Origin of the sequence: Streptomyces flaveolus (genome assembly GCF_014648815.1) — a bacterium.
GTDB lineage: Bacteria > Actinomycetota > Actinomycetes > Streptomycetales > Streptomycetaceae > Streptomyces > Streptomyces flaveolus.
Genome location: NZ_BMRV01000002.1, coordinates 74,316 through 95,637 on the forward strand (window position 1 = coordinate 74,316; position 21,322 = coordinate 95,637).

Here is a 21,322-nt window from a genome sequence, read left to right on the forward strand (position 1 = left end):
CCTTGTTGGGCCCGAAGTTTCACTTGGGGGGTATTCCACGAGTCGGGACTCCCCCCAGTAAGAGGTGAATCCTCTGCACGGCCCAACCAGGGCCGTCGTAAGTACGTACTGCTTGTTGTGCTGTGCCGTCGGCCGCCGGCGACGTGTCGCCGTGGCCGCCGTGGCCGCTAGCCCGCCAGGCGGCGGCCGGCGTCCTCCAGGCGGTCCGCGATGGAGCCGTTGATGACCTCGTCACCGACCTGCACCCGGATCCCGCCGAGGACCTCGGGGTCCACGTCGAGGTTGAGGTGCATCGGACGGCCGTAGATCTTCGCGAGGGCGGCGCCGAGGCGCTGCTTCTGCGTGTCGCTCAGCGGCACCGCCGAGGTGACGACGGCGACCATCCGGTCTCGCCGGTCGGCGGCGAGCTTGGACAGGGACTCGAGTCCCGACTCCAGGCTACGTCCCCGCGGCGCGGTCACAAGGCGCGTCACCAGACGCTCCGTGGTCCGCTCCGCCCGGCCGCCGAGCAGGCTGCGCAGCAGCTCGCCCTTGGCCGAGGTGGTGGCCGACCGGTTGGTCAGCGCGGCGCGCAGCTCGGTGTTCGAGGCGACGATCCGGCCGAACCGGAACAGCTCGTCCTCGACGTTGTCGAGCCGGCCCCGCTTCTGCGCGGCGGTGAGGTCGGCGGTGTTCGCCAGCTCCTCCAGCGCGTCCACCAGGTCGCGGGACTGCGACCAGCGGGAGCGCACCATGCCGGACACCAGGTCGGCGGCGGGGCCGCTGATCTGGGTGCCGAGGAGGCGCTGGGCGAGCTCGGCCTTGGCCTCGCCGGCCTGCGCCGGGTCGGTCAGGACCCGACGCAGCGACACCTCGCGGTGGAGCAGCGCGGTGACGGAGGCCAGCTCGTCGGCGAGCGAGCCGGCGTCCACGGACGTGGAGTCCGTCAGCGCGTCGAGACGCTCACGTGCGGCGGCCAGGGCCTCGCGGCTCGCTCCGTTCATCGCGTGGCCTCGGCCTTCGTCGCCTTGTCGTCGAGCTCGTCCAGGAAGCGGTCGATGACGCGGCTCTGCCGGGCGTGGTCCTCGAGGGACTCGCCGACGAGCCTGCCGGCCAGGTCGGTCGCCAGCTTGCCGACGTCCTGGCGCAGCGCCGAAGCGGCGGCCTTGCGGTCGGCCTGGATCTGGGCGTGACCGGCGGCGATGATCTCCTCACGCTGCCGCTGGCCTTCCGCGCGCATCTCGGCGATGAGCGTGGCGCCCTGCTCCTGCGCCTCCTGGCGCAGTCGCGCGGCCTCGTGCCGGGCCTCGGCGAGCTGGGCCTTGTACTGCTCGAGGACGCTCTGGGCCTCGGTCTGCGCGGCCTCGGCCTTCTCGATACCGCCCTCGATGGCCTCGCGACGCTCTTCCAGAACCTTGTTGATGTTCGGGAGGAGCTTCCAGGCGAGGAAGCCGAAGACGATGACGAAGGCGATGAGGCCGATGACGAGCTCGGGGATCGGCGGGACGAGGGGGTTCTCTGCCTCCCCCTCAGCCGCCAGAATGAGCAGCTGGCTCATGTCGTTGCCTTTCGTCTGGGTTGCTGGTCGTCAGCCTGAAGTGATCAGGAGCCGTAGACGAACGGCATAACCAGACCGATCAGGGCGAGCGCCTCACAGAAGGCGAAGCCGAGGATCTGGTTGGCGCGGATCAGGCCGGCAGCCTCGGGCTGGCGGGCGAGGGCCTGCGTGCCGTTACCGAAGATGATGCCGACGCCGACGCCGGGGCCGATGGCAGCGAGGCCGTAACCGATGGAGCCGAGAGCCTTCAGGTCACCGGTGACAGCGGCAAGGGTCTGGGACATGCCAGTTCTTCCTTTTCTTTACGGACCGGTGGGGGTTGGCCACCGGACGACCAGGTGTTGGGGGTACGGGACGCTCAGTGGTGCTCGGCGAGGGCGCCCTGGATGTAGGTGCAGGTCAGGAGCACGAAGACGTATGCCTGCAGTGCCTGGATGAAGAGCTCGAAGGCCGTCATCACGATCGTCATGATGAACGAGACGCCGGCGTAGGCGATGCCGATGCCGTTCAGCAGGTACCAGCTGGCGATCGTGAAGAGCAGCAGCAGGGTGTGACCCGCGAACATGTTCGCGAACAGCCGGACGGCGTGGGTGAACGGCCGGACGAAGAGGTTCGAGAAGAACTCGATGGTCATGGCCAACGGCAGCACTGCACCGAGCGACTTGTCGTAGCCGGTCACGTTCTTGAAGAAGCCGACGAAGCCATGCCGCTTGAACGTCAGCGAGACCCACAGGATGTAGACGATCAGGGCCAGCACCAGCGGGTACGAGATGATGCCGGTGACGGGGAACTGGGCGACCGGGATGATCGACCAGAGGTTCATCATCCAGACGAAGAAGAAGAGCGAGACGACCAGCGGGACGTACTTCTCGCCTTCCTTCTTGCCGATGGTCTCGTACACGACGCCGCGCCGGATGAAGTCGTAACCGGCCTCGGCGACCATCTGGAGCTTGCCCGGGACGACCTTCGGCTTGCGGAAGGCGGCCCAGAAGAAGCCGATGATGACGACCGAGCCGAGCAGCGCCAGCAGCATCGTCTTGTTGAAGTAGACGTTGCTGTCCGCGTCGCCCCAGAGGGGCTCGAACAGGAACGAGTGCAGGCCGGGAGCCGGGAAGCCACAGCCGTCGAAGATGTGGCAGTCGGTCTCGAAGGCGAGCACCTGCGTCGGGTCAGCACTCACCGCGGGCTCCTTCAGCGTGGCGCATGGATACGGCAACCTCGTTGTGTCGGCGCGGCGCGGGGCCGCAGTTCGGCACGGGACTGGTGTTACGGATGTGGGGGCGGCTGTGGGGCATCTCGCCTCGCGATTGAGCAGGCGTCAGCGCGAATGCCCGCGCCCGCGATGCCGCAGTTGGCACCGGACGATAGCAGGACTTCACATGCCTCTTTATCCCGGCCCTACCCCTCACGACGAGTGGCCCGTCTTTTCGGGCTTTTTGCCCGACGGTTCAGGCTCGACGTAGAGAATCTTGGACTTCATGTGGGCCCGCGTCTGCGCCGCGATCCATGCCAGCGTGACGGCGACCAAGGTGATCGCGAAGGACCGGGGGTTGAACAGCGTCGTGTTCTTGAAGACGGCGAGGAAGACGAACAGCAGCAGGATCTGTGCCGCGTAGAGCATCAGGCCCATCGCCTGGAAAAGGTGCGGAAGCGATTTGGCGGTGCGCTGCAGAACGTAGAGACCGATACCCATGAAGAGCATCGCCACCACGGTCGCGACGACGGCTCCGACCGCCCCCTTGCCGCCGGCGACCACGGCGCTGACGACGGCGGCAACAGCGCCGACGGCAGCCGTGGGCACGGCAGCCTGAAGCAAGATCCGGACGTCATTGGACGGCATGGCGGCAACTCCGCTTTTCGCAGGGGGCAGTGTGTCGTCATGGACGAGCGTAGTCCCGGGCCGAACGGAGTCCTGACGGCCAAGAGACCGTCGCACTACGGTCCTTAGGCTCTACCCGGGGGTTCTCGTGAACCGTATCACAAACTATTTGATGAGGTCTTTACCTGAGGGTGTGCTTGCTGTCACACATGAGAGTGACAGTGCGCGTCTGTGCAATTACCGCACCGACTTGTCTGGTATTACGGCGCTTTGTTCCACCACGAGTTGGCAATGCTCTCGTCAGATTCTTACCTTGTGCCCGAGCGGGGGCCGACGGCGGTCGCGCCGTTGACACCCGAGACACCGGCGGCGACGGGGACGCGGTCCTCCGCCTCGTCCGCGGCGGCCGGCGCCTCGGCGGCCGCCTTCCTGCGGCGCCGGTAGCGCGGCGGCACGAAGTGCTCGGCCCAGCGCGGGGCGCGGGGGGTGAAGCGGGGCAGCAGGAGCAGCACCAGGCCGATCGCGCTGAGGAAGACGACGCCCAGCACGATCCACATCGACGCCGAGTTGACGGAGTAGGCGAGCGCGCCGAAGGCGATCAGCGCCGACCAGAAGTACATGATCAGCACCGCGCGGCTGTGGGAGTGCCCGACCTCCAGCAGCCGGTGGTGCAGGTGCCCCCGGTCCGCGGCGAACGGCGACTGGCCGCGCCAGGTGCGCCGCACGATCGCGAGGATCAGGTCGGCGGCCGGGATGGCGATGATGGTCAGCGGCATCAGCAGCGGGATGTACACCGGCACCATCTGGTGCACGGCGTTGCGCTCGGAACCGGAGAACAGCTTCATCACGTCCGGGTCGACCTGCCCGGTGACCGAGATGGCGCCGGCCGCGAGGATGAGCCCGATCAGCATCGAGCCGGAGTCGCCCATGAAGATCCGGGCGGGGTGCATGTTGTGCGGCAGGAAGCCCAGGCACATGCCCATGAGGATGGCGGCGAACAGCGTGGCCGGGGCGGCGGCCTCGATGCCGTACGAGTACCAGATCCGGTAGGCGTACATGAAGAACGCGGCCGCCGCGATGCACACCATGCCGGAGGCCAGCCCGTCGAGGCCGTCCACGAAGTTGACCGCGTTGATGGTGATGACCACCAGCGCGACGGTGAGCAGCGTGCCCTGCCACTGGGTCAGGGCCACCGTCCCCACGCCCGGCACCGGGATCCACAGGATGGTCAGACCCTGCACCACCATCACACCGGCGGCGATCATCTGGCCGCCCAGCTTGATCAGGGCGTCGATCTCGAACTTGTCGTCCAGGACGCCGATCAGCCAGATCAGGGCGGCCCCGGAGAGCAGGGCCCGCGGCTCGTTGGACTTCTCGAAGACCTCGTTGAGGTTCGTGAGGTGGTCGGCGACCAGCAGGCCCGCGCACAGCCCGAAGAACATCGCGATCCCGCCGAGCCGCGGAGTGGGTTCCCGGTGCACGTCACGCGCCCGGATCTCCGGCATCGCTCCCGCCACGATCGCGAACTTCCGTACCGGCCCTGTCAGCAGATACGTCACCGCGGCCGTGACGCAGAGCGTCAGCAGGTATTCACGCACGGGCTTCCCCACAGGTCTCGCTGGCCATTCCCAGCCCCACACCCTAGCGATGCGCGCATATGAGTGAGGACTTCCGGGTAGCGACGATGGTTGCACGAGTGGCTGTGCACAGGTGTGCCCCTACCCCGCCTCAGCCCGGATACGGCGGGAATTCCGCGGTGAGGTCCCGCACGCCGTCCCGCGCCGCGGCGGGGTCCGTGGCGCCCCGCACCACCCCCGCGACCAGCGTGGCCACCGTCCGCATCTCCCGCTCCCCCATGCCCTGCGTGGTCAGCGCCGCCGTGCCCAGGCGCAGGCCCCGGACGTCCGCGTGCGGCAGCGCGCAGCAGTCCAGCACGATCCCGGCCGCCGCCAGCCGCCCCCGCGCAGCCCTGCCGTCGACGCCGAGCGGGGCGGGGTCGACGGTGAGCAGGTGGGTTTCGGTGCCGCCGGTGGTGACGACGAACCCCTCCGCGGCGAGGTGGGCGGCGAGGGTGCGGGCGTTGGCGACCACCTGATGGGCGTACGCGGCGAAGGCCGGGGTCGACGCCTCGCCGAACGCGACGGCCTTCGCGGCGATGGTGTGCATCTGCGCGCCGCCCTGTGTGAAGGGGAACACGGCCCGGTCGACCCGCTCGGCGAGTTCGCTCCCGCAGAGGATCATGCCGCCGCGCGGGCCGCGCAGCACCTTGTGCGTGGTGGCGCAGACGATGTCGGCGTACGGCACCGGGCTGGGCGCCGCTCCCCCGGCCACCAGGCCGATCGGGTGCGCGGCGTCCGCGATCAGATAGGCGCCGACCTCGTCGGCCACGTCGCGGAAGAAGGCGTGGTCCAGGTGGCGGGGGTAGGCGATCGACCCGCACACGATCGCCTTGGGCCGGTGCGTGCGGGCCAGGGTGCGCACCTGGTCGTGGTCGACGAGCCCGGTCTCCGCGTCGACGCCGTAGCCGACGAAGTCGAACCAGCGGCCGGAGAAGTTGGCGGGCGCACCGTGCGTGAGGTGACCGCCGTACGGCAGGCCGAGCGCGAGGACCGTGTCGCCGGGGCGCAGCAGTGCGGCGTAGGCGGCGAGCACGGCGGAGGAGCCGGAGTGGGACTGCACGTTGGCGTGCTCGGCGCCGAACAGGGCCTGGGCCCGCTCGACCGCGAGCCGCTCGGCCACGTCGACGATCTCGCACCCGCCGTGGTGCCGGGCGCCCGGGTAGCCCTCGGCGTACTTGTTGGCGAGCGGGGAGCCGAGGGCGGCCAGCACGGCGGGGGACGTGAAGTTCTCGGCGGCGATCAGCTGGAGCGTCGTCGACTGCCGGCGGCGTTCGGCGAGCAGGACCTCGGCCAGCTCGGGATCCTGCCGCAGCAGTTCCTCGAAGATGCTGCGACCGGCCTCGAGGGCGTGGGTGACCGACATGGTGAGCTCCGGGCGTGCGTCGACGGTGACGTACGACCAATGTAGGCCCGGAAAGTCGTGAATGCCCGAGTTACTGCGTCACGTCCGCGCGGCGACCCCGGTCAGGGCCGTGACCACCGGGTCCAACGCCTGGTGTATCTCGTCCCCGATCGACCGGAAGAACGTCAGCGGCGCCCCGTACGGGTCGTACACCTCGTCCGCCTCCGCCGTCGGCGCCAGAAGCCACCCGCGTAGAGCCGCCGCAGCGCGCACCAGCGCGCGCGCACGCGCGACCACGCCCTCGTCCAGGGACGGCAGGGTCGCGGGGTCGATGGCGTTCACCAGGCGGGTGAACTCCTTGAGCGTGAAGGTGCGCAGCCCCGCCGAGTGCCCCATGGAGATGACCTGCGCCCGGTGGTCCCGCGTCGCCGTCAGCACCAGGTCGGCCCGGATCACGTGCTCGTCGAGCAGCTCACGCCCGGTGAAGCCGGCCGTGTCCGCGCCGAACTCCGCGAGGACCGTCTCCGCGTTCGCCTCCATGGGCGCGCCTTCGTGACCCCAGGTGCCCGCGCTCTCCACGACGAGGCCGCCGCCCAGGACGCCCAGCCGCTCCGTCACGAAATGCCGGGTCAGCCGCTCGGTGATGGGCGAGCGGCAGACGTTTCCCGTGCTGACGTGGAGGATGCGGAAGCTGTCGCGCGGAAAGCCGAAGGTCGTCGTCACCTCCGCGGCGCGTTCCCCGATGCCTATGCCACGCCCCGTCCCAGGGGCCGTCAATTCGCCACCTCGAGGTCGGGTACCACCTTGCGCAGCTCCTCCGCCGACAGCGCGCCCGCGCGCAGCAGCACCGGCACCTCGCCGGTGACGTCGACGATGGACGACGGGACGTTGCCGGGGGTGGGGCCCCCGTCGAGGTAGACGGAGACGGAGTCGCCGAGCATCTGCTGGGCGGCGTCGCAGTCCTCCGGCGCCGGGTGACCGGTCAGGTTGGCGGAGGAGACGGCCATGGGGCCGAACTCGGTGAGCAACTCGATGGCGACGGGGTGCAGCGGCATCCGCACGGCGACCGTGCCGCGGGTCTCGCCGAGGTCCCACTGCAGCGAGGGCTGGTGCTTGGCGACGAGGGTCAGCGCGCCCGGCCAGAAGGCGTCGACCAGCTCCCAGGCCTTCTCCGAGAAGTCGGTGACCAGGCCGTGCAGGGTGTTCGGGGAGCCGATCAGGACGGGGCTGGGCATGTTGCGGCCGCGGCCCTTGGCCTCCAGCAGGTCACCGACGGCCTCCGACGAGAACGCGTCGGCGCCGATGCCGTACACCGTGTCCGTGGGCAGCACCACGAGCTCGCCACGGCGGACGGCGGACGCGGCCTCACGCAGACCGGTCACACGGTCGGTCGCGTCGTTGGTGTCGTATCGCCGAGCCATTTAGCGGGCCTCCTCGTACACGTACTGCGGGGTCGAAGTCATCGGGGCGTTCACGGCAGCGCCTTGCGGGCGGTCGCGAAGCGGGGGCGCTTGTTGAGGTCGGGATGGTCGGCCGCGTCGGCCCAGCCCCGCTCCTCGGTGAAGATCCACGGCACCTGGCCGCCCTGGGTGTCGGCGTGCTCGACGACGACGACCCCGCCGGGGCGCAGCAGGCGGTGCGCGGTGCGTTCCAGGCCGCGGATCAGGTCGAGGCCGTCCTCGCCGGAGAACAGGGCCATCTGGGGATCGTGGTCGCGGGCCTCGGGGGCGACGTACTCCCACTCGGTGAGCGGGATGTACGGCGGGTTGGAGACCACCAGGTCGACCTGCCCGTCGAGGTCCGGGAAGGCGGTCAGGGCGTCGCCCTGGCGCAGCTCGACCCTGGACCCCTCCATGTTCTTGCGGGTCCACACCAGGGCGTCCTCGGACAGCTCCACGGCGTACACGCGGGAGCGCGGCACCTCCTGGGCGAGCGCCAGCGCGATGGCGCCCGAGCCGGTGCACAGGTCGACGATGCACGGCTCGACGACGTCCATGGCGCGCACGGCGTCTATGGCCCAGCCGACGACGGACTCGGTCTCGGGGCGGGGCACGAAGACGCCGGGGCCGACCTGGAGCTCCAGGTAGCGGAAGTAGGCGCGGCCGGTGATGTGCTGGAGCGGCTCGCGCGCCTCGCGGCGGGCGACGACCTCCCAGTAGCGGGCGTCGAAGTCCGCGTCCGGCACGGTGTGCAGCTCGCCCCGCTTGACACCGTGCAGGTACGCGGCGAGCTCCTCCGCGTCGGTGCGCGGCGAGGGCACGCCGGCGTCGGCCAGCCGCTGGGTGGCCTGGGCCACCTCCGCGAGCAGCAGGTTCACGCTGGTCCTCCGGGGCTGAGCTGTGGTCCGGTGCGGGTGGTGCGGCGGTGCTTAGGCGGCGGCGAGCTTGGCCGCCGAGTCCGCGTCGACGCAGGCCTGGATCACCGAGTCGAGGTCGCCGTCCAGGACCTGGTCCAGGTTGTACGCCTTGAAGCCGACGCGGTGGTCCGAGATGCGGTTCTCCGGGAAGTTGTACGTACGGATCTTCTCGGAGCGGTCGACGGTGCGGACCTGGCTGCGACGGGCGTCCGCGGCCTCCTTCTCCGCCTCCTCCTGCGCCGCCGCGAGCAGCCTGGAGCGCAGGATACGCATCGCCTGCTCCTTGTTCTGCAGCTGGCTCTTCTCGTTCTGGCAGGAGGCGACGACTCCGGTCGGAAGGTGCGTGATGCGCACGGCGGAGTCGGTGGTGTTGACGGACTGGCCGCCGGGGCCGGAGGACCGGTAGACGTCGATGCGCAGGTCGTTGGGGTTGATCTCGACGTCGATCTCCTCGGCCTCGGGCGTGACGAGCACGCCGGCCGCGGAGGTGTGGATGCGCCCCTGGGACTCAGTGGCGGGCACGCGCTGCACGCGGTGCACGCCGCCCTCGTACTTCAGCCGGGCCCAGACGCCCTGGCCGGGCTCGGTGGCGCCCTGGCCGCCCTTGGTCTTCACGGCGACCTGGACGTCCTTGTAGCCGCCCAGCTCGGACTCGGTGGCGTCGATGATCTCGGTCTTCCAGCCGACCCGCTCGGCGTAGCGCAGGTACATGCGCAGCAGGTCACCGGCGAACAGCGCCGACTCGTCGCCGCCCGCACCGGCCTTGATCTCCAGGATGACGTCCTTGTCGTCGCTGGGGTCGCGCGGGACGAGCAGCAGGCGCAGCTTCTCGGTGAGCTCCTCGCGCTGCTTGTCCAGCTCCTTGACCTCGGCGGCGAAGTCGGGGTCGTCGGCGGCGAATTCGCGTGCGGTCTCGATGTCGTCGCCGGTCTGCTTCCAGGAGCGGAACGTGGCGACGATCGGGGTGAGCTCGGCGTAACGCTTGTTCAGCTTGCGCGCGTTGGCCTGGTCGGAGTGGACCGACGGGTCGGCGAGCTTCTTCTCCAGGTCGGCGTGCTCGGCGACGAGTTCCTCGACGGCCTCGAACATCTTGGGCTCCTGCTACTGCGGTGAAGGGGAAGGCGGGCGACCAAAAACGCCGGTCCCGGCGCCCCCCGCCCGGGGGTGCGGCCGTGGACCGGCGATCGGTGGCTCGCTACTTCTTGGAGCCGGCGGCAGCCTTGCCGAAGCGGGCCTCGAAGCGGGCCACGCGGCCACCGGTGTCGAGGATCTTCTGCTTGCCCGTGTAGAACGGGTGGCACTCGGAGCAGACCTCGGCACGGATGGTGCCGGAGTCGATGGTGCTGCGGGTCGTGAACGACGCGCCACAGGTGCAGCTGACCTGCGTCTCGACGTACTCGGGGTGGATGTCGCGCTTCAAGGTGTCTCCTAGGTTCGGGAGGGCGCCGGGTCGCCGCCGCGGGATGCGGGAGCGTGAACCGGGGCCGACGTACCAGTCTGCCAGGACCGGCCGCATCTCCCAAAACCGGGGGGCCGGGGGATCTATTCCCCGGGTGCCGTCGGCCGCCTGCGGGTGCCGGGCGGCTCAGGACGCCGACACGACGTCCTTGGCCTGGCCGGTGGCCGTGTCCGCGGTCGCGCTCGCCGGGATCGGCCGGTCGTCCTTCAGCGCGTCCCACACCTGCCGGGACTTGGCCTCCTCGACGAGGACGCGGTTGGCGTCGGCGGGGTCGTAGATCACCGGCATGGTGACCATGTGCATGTTGCCGGGGCCGATGCCCTTGAGGCCGCTCGCGAAGGACATCAGGGAGTTCACCGAGCCCAGGTCGGAGTCGGTGGTGACGGTCTTGGTGGCGGTGTCGGCGACGTCGTACAGCTTCTTGGGGTTGCCGAGCAGGCCGATGTCCTTGACCTGGTTGACGAGGGCCTTGACGAAGGCCTGCTGGAGCTGGATGCGGCCCAGGTCGGAGCCGTCGCCGACGCCGTGCCGGGTGCGGACCAGACCGAGGGACTGCTCGCCGTCGAGCCGGTGCGTGCCGGCTTTCAGGTCGAGGTGGCTGTCGGGGTCCTTGATGTCCTCGGTGGTGGTGACCTCGACGCCGCCGAGGTCGTCGATGAGCTGCTGGAAGCCGCTGAAGTCGACCTCGAGGTAGTGGTCCATGCGCAGCCCGCTGACCGATTCGACGGTCTTCACGGCGCAGGCGGCGCCGCCGGTGGAGTAGGCCGAGTTGAACATCACGTCCGTCGCGGCGGGGTGCTCTTCGCCGTCGGTGCCGGTGCACTCGGGCCGGTCGATGAGGGTGTCGCGGGGGATGGAGACCACGCTGGCCTTCTTGTGGCCCTTGTGGACGTGCACGACCATCGCCGTGTCGGAGCGGGCGGTGCCGTCGTCGGCGCCGCCGCCCAGCTGCTTGTTGCCGCCGGAGCGGGTGTCCGAGCCGAGGACGAGGATGTTCTCGGAGCCGTTGTCTGCCTTCTCGGGCCGGTCGGTGCCGAGGGCCTGGTCGATGTCGACGCTCGTGAGGTTGCCGTTGAGCTTGAAGTACAGGACTCCGGCGCCGGTGCCGCCCAGGACGACGATGCCCGCGGCGGTCCAGGCCATGGCGAGCAGCGCCTTGCGCCTTCTGTCGCGGGGCTTGCGGCGGCGCCCCTTGCCCCGGCGGCGGGGCCCGTCGGCGCGGGACTCTCCGGGGCCGGGTATGGCGGGATCCGGCATGCTCTCGGCGGACATGTGCTCCTCGGTTCTCGTCCGGTCGGCTACCCCCTGCTTCTCAGGGTCGGGTCGGTGCGGCTCCGACGGTTTTCCGCCGGTACCTCACCATCGTCCCTCCGTACGTCAGACGGCGGAACTCGGGACAGGGTTGCACAACGCACTGTGCCCGGCGCGTGGCGCGCCGGGCACAGAGAGTCGCCTGCGGAACCGCGAATTCCGCGGTCACCTGCGATTTCAGCTGACGATGTCGTAACTGTTGTAGCCGCTGCCGACCTTCACGGCTGTGGCGAAGATCGCGGTTCCGGCCTTGCCGGTGCCGGCGTACAGGTACGCGTTCCCGTACTTCGTGACGGCCACGACGTCGGCCTTGCCGTCGCCGGTCACGTCGCCGGGCGAGACGACGGTCTTGACGTCGGGCCAGGCCCGCAGCTTGACCCGGGGCGAGAAGGCGCTGGTGGCCGACCCGCGGCCCGGGTACAGGTAGAGGTCGCCGTTGCCGGCGCGGGCGAGCAGGTCCGCCTTGCCGTCACCGGTGAAGTCGCCGTGCCCGCGGAGCTGGTTGTAGGCGGAGAAACCGGTGGTCACCCGGATCGGGCTGCCGAAGGTGCCGTTACCGCGGCCCGGGTAGAGCAGCAGGGTGTTCGCGGAGTCCAGCGACAGCAGGTCGGTCAGGGTGTCCCCGGTCAGGTCGCCCGGCACGAGGATCTGCTTGCGGCTGCCCCAGCCGGTGGCGAGGGTCTTGTGCGCCCAGGACTGGCTGGAGGGCTGGTAGTGCGACCAGACCAGGCTGCCGTCGGTGTCGCGGCTGACGAGGTCCTGGTAGCCGTCCCGGTCGAGGTCGGCCTGGACGACCAGGTTGACGCCGCTCCAGTCGCCCCACGCCTCGCGGGCGGCGAAGGAGGTGCCCTTGGAGTTCTGGGAGTAGCCCACCTTGGTGGAGGCCTGGCGCAGCCACAGGTCGGCGCGGCCGTCGCCGCTGAGGTCGGTGTCGTCCACCCGCGGGTAGGTGACACCGGCGTAGGTGCTGACCTTGGCGAAGACGCCGTACGCGCCCTTCGCGACGCAGTCCTCGACGCCCCAGGAGACGACGCCGACGATGCGGCCGCCGACGACCAGGGGGCCGCCGGAGTCGCCGTTGCACGGCGTGACGGTGCCCGCGTCGGAGCCGGTCGCGGGTGCGCCGGCGCAGAGCATGTGGCCCTTGACATAGTCCGCGCCCCAGGCGCCGGCGCAGGTGGCGTCCGACTGGATCGGCAGCGTGGCCGTCTTCAGCACGTCGGAGATGTCGTCGGAGGTGGAGCTGGTGCGGCCCCAGCCGTACACCTTGGCGGCGGTCCCGGCCTGGTAGGAGGCCGTGTCGTTCGCCGTCGTCATCGGGATCGGCTTGGCCGTGACCGGGTTCGGCAGGGTCAGCAGGGCCATGTCGTTGTCGATGGTCACCGCGTTGTACGACGGGTGGTTCCACTGCCGCCACACGCCGGACACGGTGCCGCCGTGCAGGTCGCTGCCCGTGGCCAGCTGCGCGGTGCCGGTGACGACGGCGCCGTTGGCGTACCAGTTGTAGCCCTTGACGCAGTGCGCGGCGGTGAGGATCTTCGTCGGGGCGACGACGGCGCCGCCGCAGAAGAAGCCGATGTCGTCGCTCTCGCCCGCGGTGCCGCGGTCGTCGTAGTACCAGAGCTGGGCCATCCACGGCGCGGTGGAGATGCCGGTCTGCGTGCCGCCGATGATCTTCGGGTCGATCGCGGCGGCGTCGCCGGTGGTGTCACTGCGCTGGGCCCGGCCGGCGTGCTCGCCGGCCTTGTCGTCGCCGGCCACGGCGCCCGCGATGCGCCGCTGCAGCTCGGCCTGCGGCACCGTCCTCGGGGCGGGCCGGACCGTCGGGTCCGGCGCGGTGGGGGCGGCGGTGGCGGACGACGTCGTCAGCGTGGCGGCCACGAGCCCGGCGAGGCCGGCGGCGAGCGTGGGCAGCGCGAGACGCGTGCCGCGTCTGCGGCGGCGGGTCCGTCCGGACGCGGGCAGGGATGTAGGCACTCAAGTCCCCCCAGGAGATGAGAAATTGGTGAGGCGAGCGGCGTGGCGCCCGTTGATCCCCCCGGGCGCCGCACACTCGCGAAGGCGTGATCGTACATCTGTTCACAGAAAACGCACAGAGCCGCCCCCGTCACCGGTGTGACGGGGGCGGCTCTGTGCTGTGCGAAGACGTCAGTCGCCGTTGCCCGGCGTCGGGGTCGTCTTCTGGATCTGCAGCAGGAACTCGGCGTTCGACTTGGTCTGCTTCATCTTGTCGAGGAGCAGTTCGATCGCCTGCTGCGAGTCGAGCGCGTGCAGCACCCGGCGCAGCTTCCAGACGATGGCCAGCTCGTCGCTGCCGAGCAGGATCTCTTCCTTACGGGTACCGGACGCGTCCACGTCCACCGCCGGGAAGATGCGCTTGTCGGCGAGCTTGCGGTCGAGCTTGAGCTCCATGTTGCCGGTGCCCTTGAACTCCTCGAAGATCACCTCGTCCATGCGGGACCCGGTGTCCACCAGGGCGGTGGCGAGGATGGTCAGCGAGCCGCCGTCCTCGATGTTGCGGGCCGCACCGAAGAAGCGCTTCGGCGGGTACAGGGCGGTCGAGTCGACACCACCGGACAGGATGCGGCCGGAGGCCGGGGCGGCGAGGTTGTACGCACGGCCCAGACGCGTGATCGAGTCGAGCAGCACGACGACGTCGTGGCCCAGCTCCACCAGTCGCTTGGCGCGCTCGATGGCGAGCTCGGCGACCGTGGTGTGGTCCTCGGCCGGGCGGTCGAAGGTCGAGGAGATGACCTCGCCCTTCACCGACCGCTGCATGTCGGTGACCTCTTCCGGACGCTCGTCGACGAGGACGACCATCAGGTGGCACTCGGGGTTGTTGTGGGTGATCGCGTTGGCGACCGCCTGCATGATCATGGTCTTGCCGGTCTTCGGCGGGGCCACGATCAGACCGCGCTGGCCCTTACCGATGGGCGAGACGAGGTCGATGATGCGGGTGGTGAGCACCCCGGGGTCCGTCTCCAGGCGGAGGCGGTCCTGCGGGTACAGCGGCGTCAGCTTGTTGAACTCCGGCCGTCCGCGGCCGTGTTCGGGCGCCATGCCGTTGACGGAGTCCAGGCGGACCAGCGCGTTGAACTTCTCGCGCCGCTCGCCTTCCTTCGGCTGCCGCACCGCACCGGTGAGGTGGTCGCCCTTGCGCAGGCCGTTCTTGCGGACCTGGGCGAGGGAGACGTACACGTCGTTCGGACCGGGCAGGTAGCCGGAGGTCCGGATGAACGCGTAGTTGTCGAGGATGTCGAGGATGCCCGCGACCGGGATGAGGACGTCGTCCTCGTTGATCTGCGGCTCCTGCTGGATGTCGTCGCGCCCGCGACGGCCCCGGCGGTCCCGGTAGCGGCCGCGACGGCCACGGCGGCCGCCGTCGAAGTCGTCGTCGTCCTGCTGCTGGCGGTCGCGGTCCTGGCGTCCGCCGCCCTGCTGCTGGCGCTGCTGACCGCCGCCCTGGTTCTGCTGCTGGTCGTCGCCCTTGCCCCGGCGGTCGCGGTCACGCCCGCGGTCGCGGTCACGATCGCGGCGGTCGCGGCGGCGGCCCTCGGCGCCGTCACCGGCGTCGCCCTGGTTCTGCTGCGACTGCTGCGCGGAGGAGTCGTTCCTCGGCTCGCTCCTGACCTCGGCGACGGCCGTGTCGGTGGCGGCCGGGCTGCCGGCGTCGGCGGTGGCCCGGCGACGGCGGCGCTCGGAGGGGGCGTCGTCGGCGGGGGCGCCCGACTGGTCGGCGGAGGGCGCGACCTTCGGGGACGGCTGGCCGGGAATCTCGATCTGCTGCTGGGCCACGGCCTTGTCGGCGGCCGTCTTGTCCGCCTTCTTGTCGGCCTTGCCGGCCTTCGCCGCCTTCTCGGCGGTGGCGCTCTCGTCGCCCGTACGGGACCGGGAGGTGGCGCGGCGCTTCGGCTTGGTCTCGCCGGCGGCGTCCGCGGCGGGCGCGGCCTTGGCGGGGGCGCCCCCGGCGGACTGCGCTTCCTTGATGACCTCGATCAGCTGGCTCTTGCGCATCCGCGCGGTGCCCCTGATGCCGAGGCCGGATGCGACCTGCTGCAGCTCGGCCAGCACCATGCCCTCGAGGCCGGTACCGCGGCGCCGCCGGGAGCCGGCACCGGTGGCAGGCGCGGAGGCGTCCGTGGCGGGCGCGGCAGCGGTCTCCTCGACACGTGCGCCCATCAGATCGGTGGTGTCGCTCACGAAGGGTCCTTCCCTGGAGCGGACGTCGGCCTGTCTGGCTCGGCGACCGGTTGTGCTGTCCGGCTTCGGTCCTTGCTGTGTGAACCGTGCCGGGGCGGTGGTCCGCCTAAGCGGCGGAAGAGATATCTGGTGATGGCGCTCCCCCTGGCCGTGGCACCCAGTGTCTGTGTCACGCGGTGTGGTCGCACCGGTTCCGAAGCGTGCCCGGCGGGCCGCTCAGTGTCCGTGTCGGCCGTACTGATGACGTACGACGTCGAGCACACAATGCGGCTTGGGGGGCTCCCGGAAGAATGTCTGTCCCGGACGGGGACACGAGGCACCTCGCCATGGTGGGGTCGGGTGCAGACTTGAGATTAACACTACCGGATCCAACAAACATTCCCCCTCTCGAAATCCGGCAACCGTCCGCGTCTAGAGGTCACCGGAGGTCGCCAGTGGCAGGACGCTGGCGCCCTGCTGGTCCAGGCTCAGCCGGTTGGCCGCCCAGTCCGTGCCCGCCAGCGCCTCGACCTTGTCGGCCGTGCCGGCGTCGGCGAGCGCCATCACCGTGGGGCCGGCACCGGAGATGACCGCCGGGATGCCGTCCCCGCGCAGCCGCTCCACCAGTGCGGCGCTCTCCGGCATGGCCGGCGCGCGGTACTCCTGGTGGAGGCGGTCCTCGGTGGCCGGCAGCAGCAGCTCGGGGCGCCTGGTCAGGGCCTCGACGAGCAGGGCGGCGCGGCCCGCGTTGGCGGCGGCGTCGACGTGCGGCACGGTGCGCGGGAGCAGACCGCGCGCGGTCTCCGTCAGGACCGGCTTTCCGGGCACGAAAACCACCGGAACGATGGAATCGGAGGGCTCCATCCTGATGGCCCGGGCGGCGCCGGCCTCCATCCAGGACAGGGTGAAGCCGCCCAGCAGACAGGCCGCCACGTTGTCGGGGTGGCCCTCGATCTCGGTGGCGAGGTCGAGCAGCGCGGCGTCGTCGAGGCGGGCCTCGCCGCCTATGGTCACCGCGCGCGCGGCGACGATGCCGGCGCAGATGGCGGCGGAGGAGGAGCCGAGTCCGCGGCCGTGGGGGATGCGGTTGGCGCAGACGATCTCCAGGCCGCGCGGCTGTCCGCCGAGGAGGTCGAAGGCGGTGCGCAGGGAGCGTACGAGGAGGTGTTTCTCGTCGCGCGGCAGCGTCTCGCTGCCCTCACCCGCGATGTCGATGTGCAGCCCGGAGTCGGCCACCCGGACGACCACGTCGTCGTACAAGCCCAGCGCGAGGCCGAGGGCGTCGAAGCCCGGGCCGAGGTTGGCGCTGGTGGCGGGGACGCGCACCCGGACGGCGGCGGCGCGGAACGCTGGACCGGCCATCGCTCGATGACTCTCCTTGAGCTGCGTGGTGGTCGAATGACGTTCGATCGGCATTCGGTGACGTACAGGAACCCCGGGGCGCCGCTTCCTGCCGAACGGGCGACCGCACCGCTGCCGCTTGCCGACCGCGGAGACAGCGCGGTTCCGCGGCATATGCGGCGGGCGGGTTCGGTACAGCCTATCGAAGGAAGGTTCTGTGGCGACACAGGGCGCACAGGAGGCGCACGATGCGTGTCGTAAGCCCCCTGTGCACCCCCCGCTAAGGGCTTTCCCGAATGGGCGTCGCTTACGCCCGTTCGCGCCGGTGGGAGGGGCGCGTTTTCCCGTCGGCGGGACGGCCGGGCCGTCCCGCCGCGTGCCCGGCACGCGCCCGGCCGGGCGCGTGCGCGGACGAGGCCGGGCGCGTGCTCAGACGAGGCCGAGGCGCTCGGCCGCGGTGGCCGCGTCGACCGGGACGGTGACCGGCTGGGGAGCGCCGGCGACGGCCCAGTCGGGGTCCTTCAGCCCGTTGCCGGTGACGGTGCACACGATGCGCTGACCCGGGTCGACCTTGCCCTGCTCGGCGGCCTTCAGCAGACCGGCCACCGACGCGGCGGACGCGGGCTCGACGAAGACGCCCTCCTGGGAGGCCAGCAGCCGGTAGGCGCGCAGGATCTCACGGTCCGTCACCTCGTCGATGGCGCCGCCGGACTCGTCCCGCGCGGCGAGCGCGAAGTCCCACGAGGCGGGGTTGCCGATGCGGATGGCGGTGGCGATGGTCGACGGGTCCTTGACTACCTCGCCGCGCACGATCGGGGCGCTGCCGGAGGCCTGGAAGCCCCACATCCGGGGCGTCCTCGTGCTGATCGCGTCGGCGGCGTACTCCTTGTAGCCCTTCCAGTACGCGGTGATGTTGCCCGCGTTGCCCACCGGCAGGACGTGGATGTCGGGCGCGTCGCCGAGCATGTCCACGATCTCGAAGGCGGCCGTCTTCTGCCCCTCGATACGTACCGGGTTGACCGAATTGACCAGCGCCACGGGGTAGTTGTCGCTCAGCGCGCGAGCGAGCGTGAGGCAGTCGTCGAAGTTTCCGTCGACCTGGAGGATCTTCGCGCCGTGCACGAGGGCCTGGCCCATCTTGCCGAGCGCGATCTTGCCCTGCGGCACGAGGACGGCGGAGACCATCCCGGCCCGCACGCCGTAGGCGGCGGCGGAGGCGGACGTGTTGCCCGTGGACGCGCAGATCACGGCCTGCGCACCCTCCTCCTTGGCCTTGCTGATGGCCATGGTCATGCCGCGGTCCTTGAAGGACCCGGTCGGGTTCGCACCCTCCACCTTGAGGTGGACCTCGCAGCCCGTGCGCTCGGAGAGCACCTGCGCGGGCACGAGCGGCGTGCCGCCCTCACGGAGCGTCACGACCGGCGTGCTGTCGGAGACCGGCAGCCTGTCCCGGTACTCCTCGATGATTCCGCGCCACTGGTGGGTCATTGCTGGTTACTCTCCTTCAACCCGCATGATGCTGGCGACACCCCGCACGGTGTCGAGCTTGCGCAGCGCCTCGACCGTACCGCCGAGGGCGGCGTCGGACGCTCGGTGGGTGACGACGACGAGGGAGGCCTCGCCGTCCTTCCCCGACTGCCGGACGGTGTCGATGGAGACACCGTGCTCGGCGAACACGGTCGCCACCTGGGCGAGGACGCCCGGTTTGTCGGCGACGTCGAGGCTGATGTGGTAGCGCGTGACGACGTCGTCCATCGGCGAGACGGGCAGCGCGGCATAGGCGGACTCGCCGGGTCCGGTGGCGCCGCCGATCCGGTTGCGGCAGACGGCGACGAGGTCGCCGAGCACGGCGGACGCGGTCGGCGCACCGCCGGCGCCGGGCCCGTAGAACATCAGCTGCCCGGCGGCCTCGGACTCCACGAAGACGGCGTTGTAGGCCCCGCGCACGCTCGCCAGCGGATGGCTGAGCGGGATCATCGCGGGATGCACGCGCGCGGTGACCGACGCCCCGTCCGCGGCCCGCTCGCAGATGGCGAGCAGCTTGATGGTGCAGCCCATCTCCTTGGCGGAGGCGAAGTCGGCCGCGGTGACCTCGGTCATGCCCTCGCGGTGCACGTCGTCGAGGCGCACGCGCGTGTGGAACGCGATCCCGGCGAGGATGGCGGCCTTGGCGGCGGCGTCGAAGCCCTCGACGTCGGCGGTCGGGTCGGCCTCGGCGTAGCCCAGGGCGGTGGCCTCGTCGAGGGCCTCCTGGTACCCGGCGCCCGTGGTGTCCATGGCGTCGAGGATGAAGTTGGTCGTGCCGTTGACGATGCCGAGCACCCGGTTGACCTTGTCACCGGCGAGGGACTCGCGCAGCGGACGGATCAGCGGGATGGCGCCGGCGACGGCGGCCTCGTAGTAGAGGTCCTTGCCGTTCGCGTCCGCCGCGGCGTGCAGGGCGGCGCCGTCCTGGGCGAGGAGGGCCTTGTTGGCGGAGACGACGGAGGCGCCGTGCTCGAAGGCGGTGGTGATGAGGGTCCGGGCGGGCTCGATGCCGCCGATGACCTCCACGACCACGTCGATGTCCCCGCGCTTGACGAGGGCGGTGGCGTCGGTGGTGACCAGGGCGGGGTCGATTCCCTCACGCACCTTGTCGGGCCGGCGGACGGCGACCCCGGCGAGCTCCACCGGGGCCCCGATGCGGGCGGCGAGGTCGTCGGCGTGCGTCGTCATGATGCGCGCCACCTCTGAGCCGACCACTCCACAGCCCAGCAGCGCCACCTTCAGCGGACGCGTACGCATCATCCGACCTCGTTTCCTTCATACCTTCTACGGTGGGACCAGTCTCATGCACCGGACGGGATTTTCTGCGTTTCGTCCGGATCGTGAGACATTTATTTCATTTTCGCAGGGGTGGAGGACGGAAGATCTTCCACCCCGGCCTCGTCCGACGCCCGGTCAGGCGCGTCGCCCGACGTCTCAGCCGACGTCGAGACGCAGCAGATCCTCCTCCGTCTCACGCCGGACGATGACTCGTGCCTCACCGTCCCGCACGGCGACGACGGGCGGCCGCAGCACGTGGTTGTAGTTGCTGGCCATGGACCGGCAGTACGCCCCGGTGGCGGGTACGGCGATGAGGTCACCCGGTGCCAGGTCGCCCGGCAGGAAGGCGTCCTTGACCACGATGTCGCCGCTCTCGCAGTGCTTGCCGACGACCCGGACGAGCATGGGCTCCGCGTCGGAGGTGCGGGAGACGAGGGCGACGCTGTACTCGGCGTCGTACAGCGCGGTGCGGATGTTGTCCGACATGCCGCCGTCGACGGAGACGTACGTACGCAGCGCCTCCAGCGGCTTGATGGTGCCGACCTCGTAGAGCGTGAAGGCGGTGGGCCCGACGATGGCCCGGCCGGGCTCGACGGAGATGCGGGGGGTGGCGAGCCGGGCGGCCTCGCACTCCCTCGTCACGATCTCGGTCAGCGCCTTGGCGATCTCGTGCGGCTCGCGGGGGTCGTCGTCGCTGGTGTACGCGATCCCGAGGCCGCCGCCGAGGTCGATCTCGGGCAGCTCGACGCCGTGCTCGTCGCGGATGTCCTTGAGCAGCCCGACGACGCGGTGCGCGGCGACCTCGAAGCCCGACATATCGAAGATCTGCGACCCGATGTGGGAGTGGATCCCGATGACCTCGAGCCCGTCGAGCTGCAGCGCCCGCCGCACGGCCTCGGCGGCCTGCCCGCCGGCCAGCGGGATGCCGAACTTCTGGTCCTCGTGGGCGGTGGCGATGAACTCGTGCGTGTGGGCCTCGACGCCGACGGTGATACGGATCTGCACGCGCTGGCGCCTGCCGAGTTCCTGCGCGATGTGGGCGACGCGCACGATCTCCTGGAAGGAGTCGAGCACGATCCGCCCGACACCGGCCTCGACGGCCCGCCGGATCTCCCGCTCGCTCTTGTTGTTGCCGTGGAAGGCGATGCGGTCGGCGGGCATCCCGGCGGAGAGCGCGGTGGCCAGCTCACCACCGGAGCACACGTCGAGGTTCAGCCCCTCCTCGTCCAGCCACCGCACGACGGCGCGGGACAGGAAGGCCTTGCCCGCGTAGAAGACGTCGGCGTCGGCACCGAAGGCGGTGCGCCAGGCCCGCGCCCGGGCCCGGAAGTCGGCCTCGTCGAGGATGTAGGCGGGGGTGCCGTACTCCTCGGCGAGCCGCGTGACGGGAATCCCGCCGACGGTGACGGCGCCGTCCGCGTCGCGGGCGACGGTCTGGGCCCAGACCTTGGGGTCGAGGGCGTTGAGGTCGGCGGGCGGTGCCGAGTAGTGCCCCTCGGGGAGGACGTCGGCGTGACGGGGCCCGGCGGGGTGGGCGGAACGGCTCATGGCGTC

General features: G+C 70.7%; 19 protein-coding genes. All 19 read right to left on the reverse strand.

All coding sequences use genetic code 11. The annotated features are described in order from the left end of the window. Window positions 1-167 precede the first annotated feature (167 nt). The 19 genes from IEZ05_RS04225 to lysA all read right to left on the reverse strand — a co-directional run bounded on the left by IEZ05_RS04225 (window position 168) and on the right by lysA (window position 21,316). Window positions 168-983: a F0F1 ATP synthase subunit delta gene (locus IEZ05_RS04225; protein WP_189228635.1), complete on the reverse strand. Its 816-nt coding sequence runs from the start codon at window positions 981-983 to the stop codon at window positions 168-170. Next, on the reverse strand, window positions 980-1,537 hold the full coding sequence (locus IEZ05_RS04230) for a F0F1 ATP synthase subunit B (RefSeq protein ID WP_189228636.1): 558 nt from the start codon (window positions 1,535-1,537) through the stop codon (window positions 980-982). The genes IEZ05_RS04225 and IEZ05_RS04230 overlap by 4 nt, the downstream gene beginning before the upstream one ends. Before the next feature lie 44 nt (window positions 1,538-1,581). Continuing rightward, window positions 1,582-1,821 (reverse strand): ATP synthase subunit c family protein, encoded by a 240-nt coding sequence (locus IEZ05_RS04235; RefSeq protein ID WP_005311859.1) that lies wholly within the window; start codon window positions 1,819-1,821, stop codon window positions 1,582-1,584. Window positions 1,822-1,895: 74 nt separating this feature from the next. Continuing rightward, window positions 1,896-2,717, reverse strand: a complete 822-nt coding sequence (gene atpB / locus IEZ05_RS04240) for a F0F1 ATP synthase subunit A (protein ID WP_189228637.1) — start codon at window positions 2,715-2,717, stop codon at window positions 1,896-1,898. 225 nt (window positions 2,718-2,942) lie between these two features. Continuing rightward, window positions 2,943-3,377, reverse strand: coding sequence for a hypothetical protein (locus IEZ05_RS04245; protein ID WP_189228638.1), 435 nt, complete (start codon window positions 3,375-3,377; stop codon window positions 2,943-2,945). 287 nt (window positions 3,378-3,664) lie between these two features. Beyond that, window positions 3,665-4,954 carry an MraY family glycosyltransferase gene (locus IEZ05_RS04250; RefSeq protein ID WP_189228639.1) on the reverse strand — a complete coding sequence of 430 codons (1,290 nt, stop codon included), beginning with the start codon at window positions 4,952-4,954 and terminating at the stop codon, window positions 3,665-3,667. A 130-nt stretch (window positions 4,955-5,084) separates the two neighbouring features. Then, entirely contained in the window at window positions 5,085-6,338 is a 1,254-nt protein-coding gene (locus IEZ05_RS04255; protein ID WP_189228640.1) for a serine hydroxymethyltransferase, read from the reverse strand. Window positions 6,339-6,416: 78 nt separating this feature from the next. After that, complete coding sequence (locus IEZ05_RS04260) at window positions 6,417-7,094, reverse strand: arsenate reductase/protein-tyrosine-phosphatase family protein (RefSeq protein ID WP_189228641.1); 678 nt, start codon at window positions 7,092-7,094, stop codon at window positions 6,417-6,419. Then, complete coding sequence (locus IEZ05_RS04265; RefSeq protein ID WP_189228642.1) at window positions 7,091-7,738, reverse strand: L-threonylcarbamoyladenylate synthase; 648 nt, start codon at window positions 7,736-7,738, stop codon at window positions 7,091-7,093. The genes IEZ05_RS04260 and IEZ05_RS04265 overlap by 4 nt, the downstream gene beginning before the upstream one ends. 50 nt (window positions 7,739-7,788) lie before the next feature. Next, window positions 7,789-8,634 (reverse strand): peptide chain release factor N(5)-glutamine methyltransferase, encoded by an 846-nt coding sequence (gene prmC, locus IEZ05_RS04270; protein ID WP_161168806.1) that lies wholly within the window; start codon window positions 8,632-8,634, stop codon window positions 7,789-7,791. 51 nt (window positions 8,635-8,685) lie between these two features. After that, window positions 8,686-9,762, reverse strand: coding sequence for a peptide chain release factor 1 (gene prfA / locus IEZ05_RS04275; RefSeq protein ID WP_189228643.1), 1,077 nt, complete (start codon window positions 9,760-9,762; stop codon window positions 8,686-8,688). Between the two features lie 106 nt (window positions 9,763-9,868). After that, window positions 9,869-10,093: a 50S ribosomal protein L31 gene (gene rpmE / locus IEZ05_RS04280; RefSeq protein WP_018571447.1), complete on the reverse strand. Its 225-nt coding sequence runs from the start codon at window positions 10,091-10,093 to the stop codon at window positions 9,869-9,871. Between the two features lie 165 nt (window positions 10,094-10,258). Continuing rightward, window positions 10,259-11,404 (reverse strand): LCP family protein, encoded by a 1,146-nt coding sequence (locus tag IEZ05_RS04285; RefSeq protein WP_189228644.1) that lies wholly within the window; start codon window positions 11,402-11,404, stop codon window positions 10,259-10,261. Between the two features lie 216 nt (window positions 11,405-11,620). Continuing rightward, a complete protein-coding gene (locus tag IEZ05_RS04290; RefSeq protein ID WP_229869567.1) occupies window positions 11,621-13,420 on the reverse strand; it encodes a trypsin-like serine protease in 1,800 nt (599 codons plus the stop codon). Window positions 13,421-13,591: 171 nt separating this feature from the next. Continuing rightward, on the reverse strand, window positions 13,592-15,643 hold the full coding sequence (gene rho, locus IEZ05_RS04295) for a transcription termination factor Rho (RefSeq protein ID WP_189228645.1): 2,052 nt from the start codon (window positions 15,641-15,643) through the stop codon (window positions 13,592-13,594). Window positions 15,644-16,054: 411 nt separating this feature from the next. Next, complete coding sequence (gene thrB / locus IEZ05_RS04300) at window positions 16,055-16,984, reverse strand: homoserine kinase (protein WP_189228646.1); 930 nt, start codon at window positions 16,982-16,984, stop codon at window positions 16,055-16,057. Between the two features lie 408 nt (window positions 16,985-17,392). Beyond that, the gene (thrC, locus tag IEZ05_RS04305; RefSeq protein WP_189228647.1) at window positions 17,393-18,451 is read right to left on the reverse strand and encodes a threonine synthase; all 1,059 of its coding nucleotides are present in this window, start codon (window positions 18,449-18,451) and stop codon (window positions 17,393-17,395) included. A 6-nt stretch (window positions 18,452-18,457) separates the two neighbouring features. Beyond that, window positions 18,458-19,750, reverse strand: coding sequence for a homoserine dehydrogenase (locus IEZ05_RS04310; protein WP_189228648.1), 1,293 nt, complete (start codon window positions 19,748-19,750; stop codon window positions 18,458-18,460). Between the two features lie 174 nt (window positions 19,751-19,924). Continuing rightward, on the reverse strand, window positions 19,925-21,316 hold the full coding sequence (gene lysA / locus IEZ05_RS04315) for a diaminopimelate decarboxylase (protein WP_189228649.1): 1,392 nt from the start codon (window positions 21,314-21,316) through the stop codon (window positions 19,925-19,927). Window positions 21,317-21,322 lie beyond the last annotated feature (6 nt).

Excerpts from the sequence above, each read along its gene's own strand:
- IEZ05_RS04225 (WP_189228635.1), bottom strand. The coding sequence starts at position 983 with ATGAACGGAGCGAGCCGCGAGGCCCTGGCCGCCGCACGTGAGCGTCTC.
- IEZ05_RS04230 (WP_189228636.1), bottom strand. The coding sequence starts at position 1,537 with ATGAGCCAGCTGCTCATTCTGGCGGCTGAGGGGGAGGCAGAGAACCCC.
- IEZ05_RS04235 (WP_005311859.1), bottom strand. The coding sequence starts at position 1,821 with ATGTCCCAGACCCTTGCCGCTGTCACCGGTGACCTGAAGGCTCTCGGC.
- IEZ05_RS04245 (WP_189228638.1), bottom strand. The coding sequence starts at position 3,377 with ATGCCGTCCAATGACGTCCGGATCTTGCTTCAGGCTGCCGTGCCCACG.
- IEZ05_RS04255 (WP_189228640.1), bottom strand. The coding sequence starts at position 6,338 with ATGTCGGTCACCCACGCCCTCGAGGCCGGTCGCAGCATCTTCGAGGAA.
- IEZ05_RS04265 (WP_189228642.1), bottom strand. The coding sequence starts at position 7,738 with ATGGCTCGGCGATACGACACCAACGACGCGACCGACCGTGTGACCGGT.
- prfA (WP_189228643.1), bottom strand. The coding sequence starts at position 9,762 with ATGTTCGAGGCCGTCGAGGAACTCGTCGCCGAGCACGCCGACCTGGAG.
- IEZ05_RS04285 (WP_189228644.1), bottom strand. The coding sequence starts at position 11,404 with ATGTCCGCCGAGAGCATGCCGGATCCCGCCATACCCGGCCCCGGAGAG.
- thrB (WP_189228646.1), bottom strand. The coding sequence starts at position 16,984 with ATGGCCGGTCCAGCGTTCCGCGCCGCCGCCGTCCGGGTGCGCGTCCCC.
- thrC (WP_189228647.1), bottom strand. The coding sequence starts at position 18,451 with ATGACCCACCAGTGGCGCGGAATCATCGAGGAGTACCGGGACAGGCTG.
- IEZ05_RS04310 (WP_189228648.1), bottom strand. The coding sequence starts at position 19,750 with ATGATGCGTACGCGTCCGCTGAAGGTGGCGCTGCTGGGCTGTGGAGTG.
- lysA (WP_189228649.1), bottom strand. The coding sequence starts at position 21,316 with ATGAGCCGTTCCGCCCACCCCGCCGGGCCCCGTCACGCCGACGTCCTC.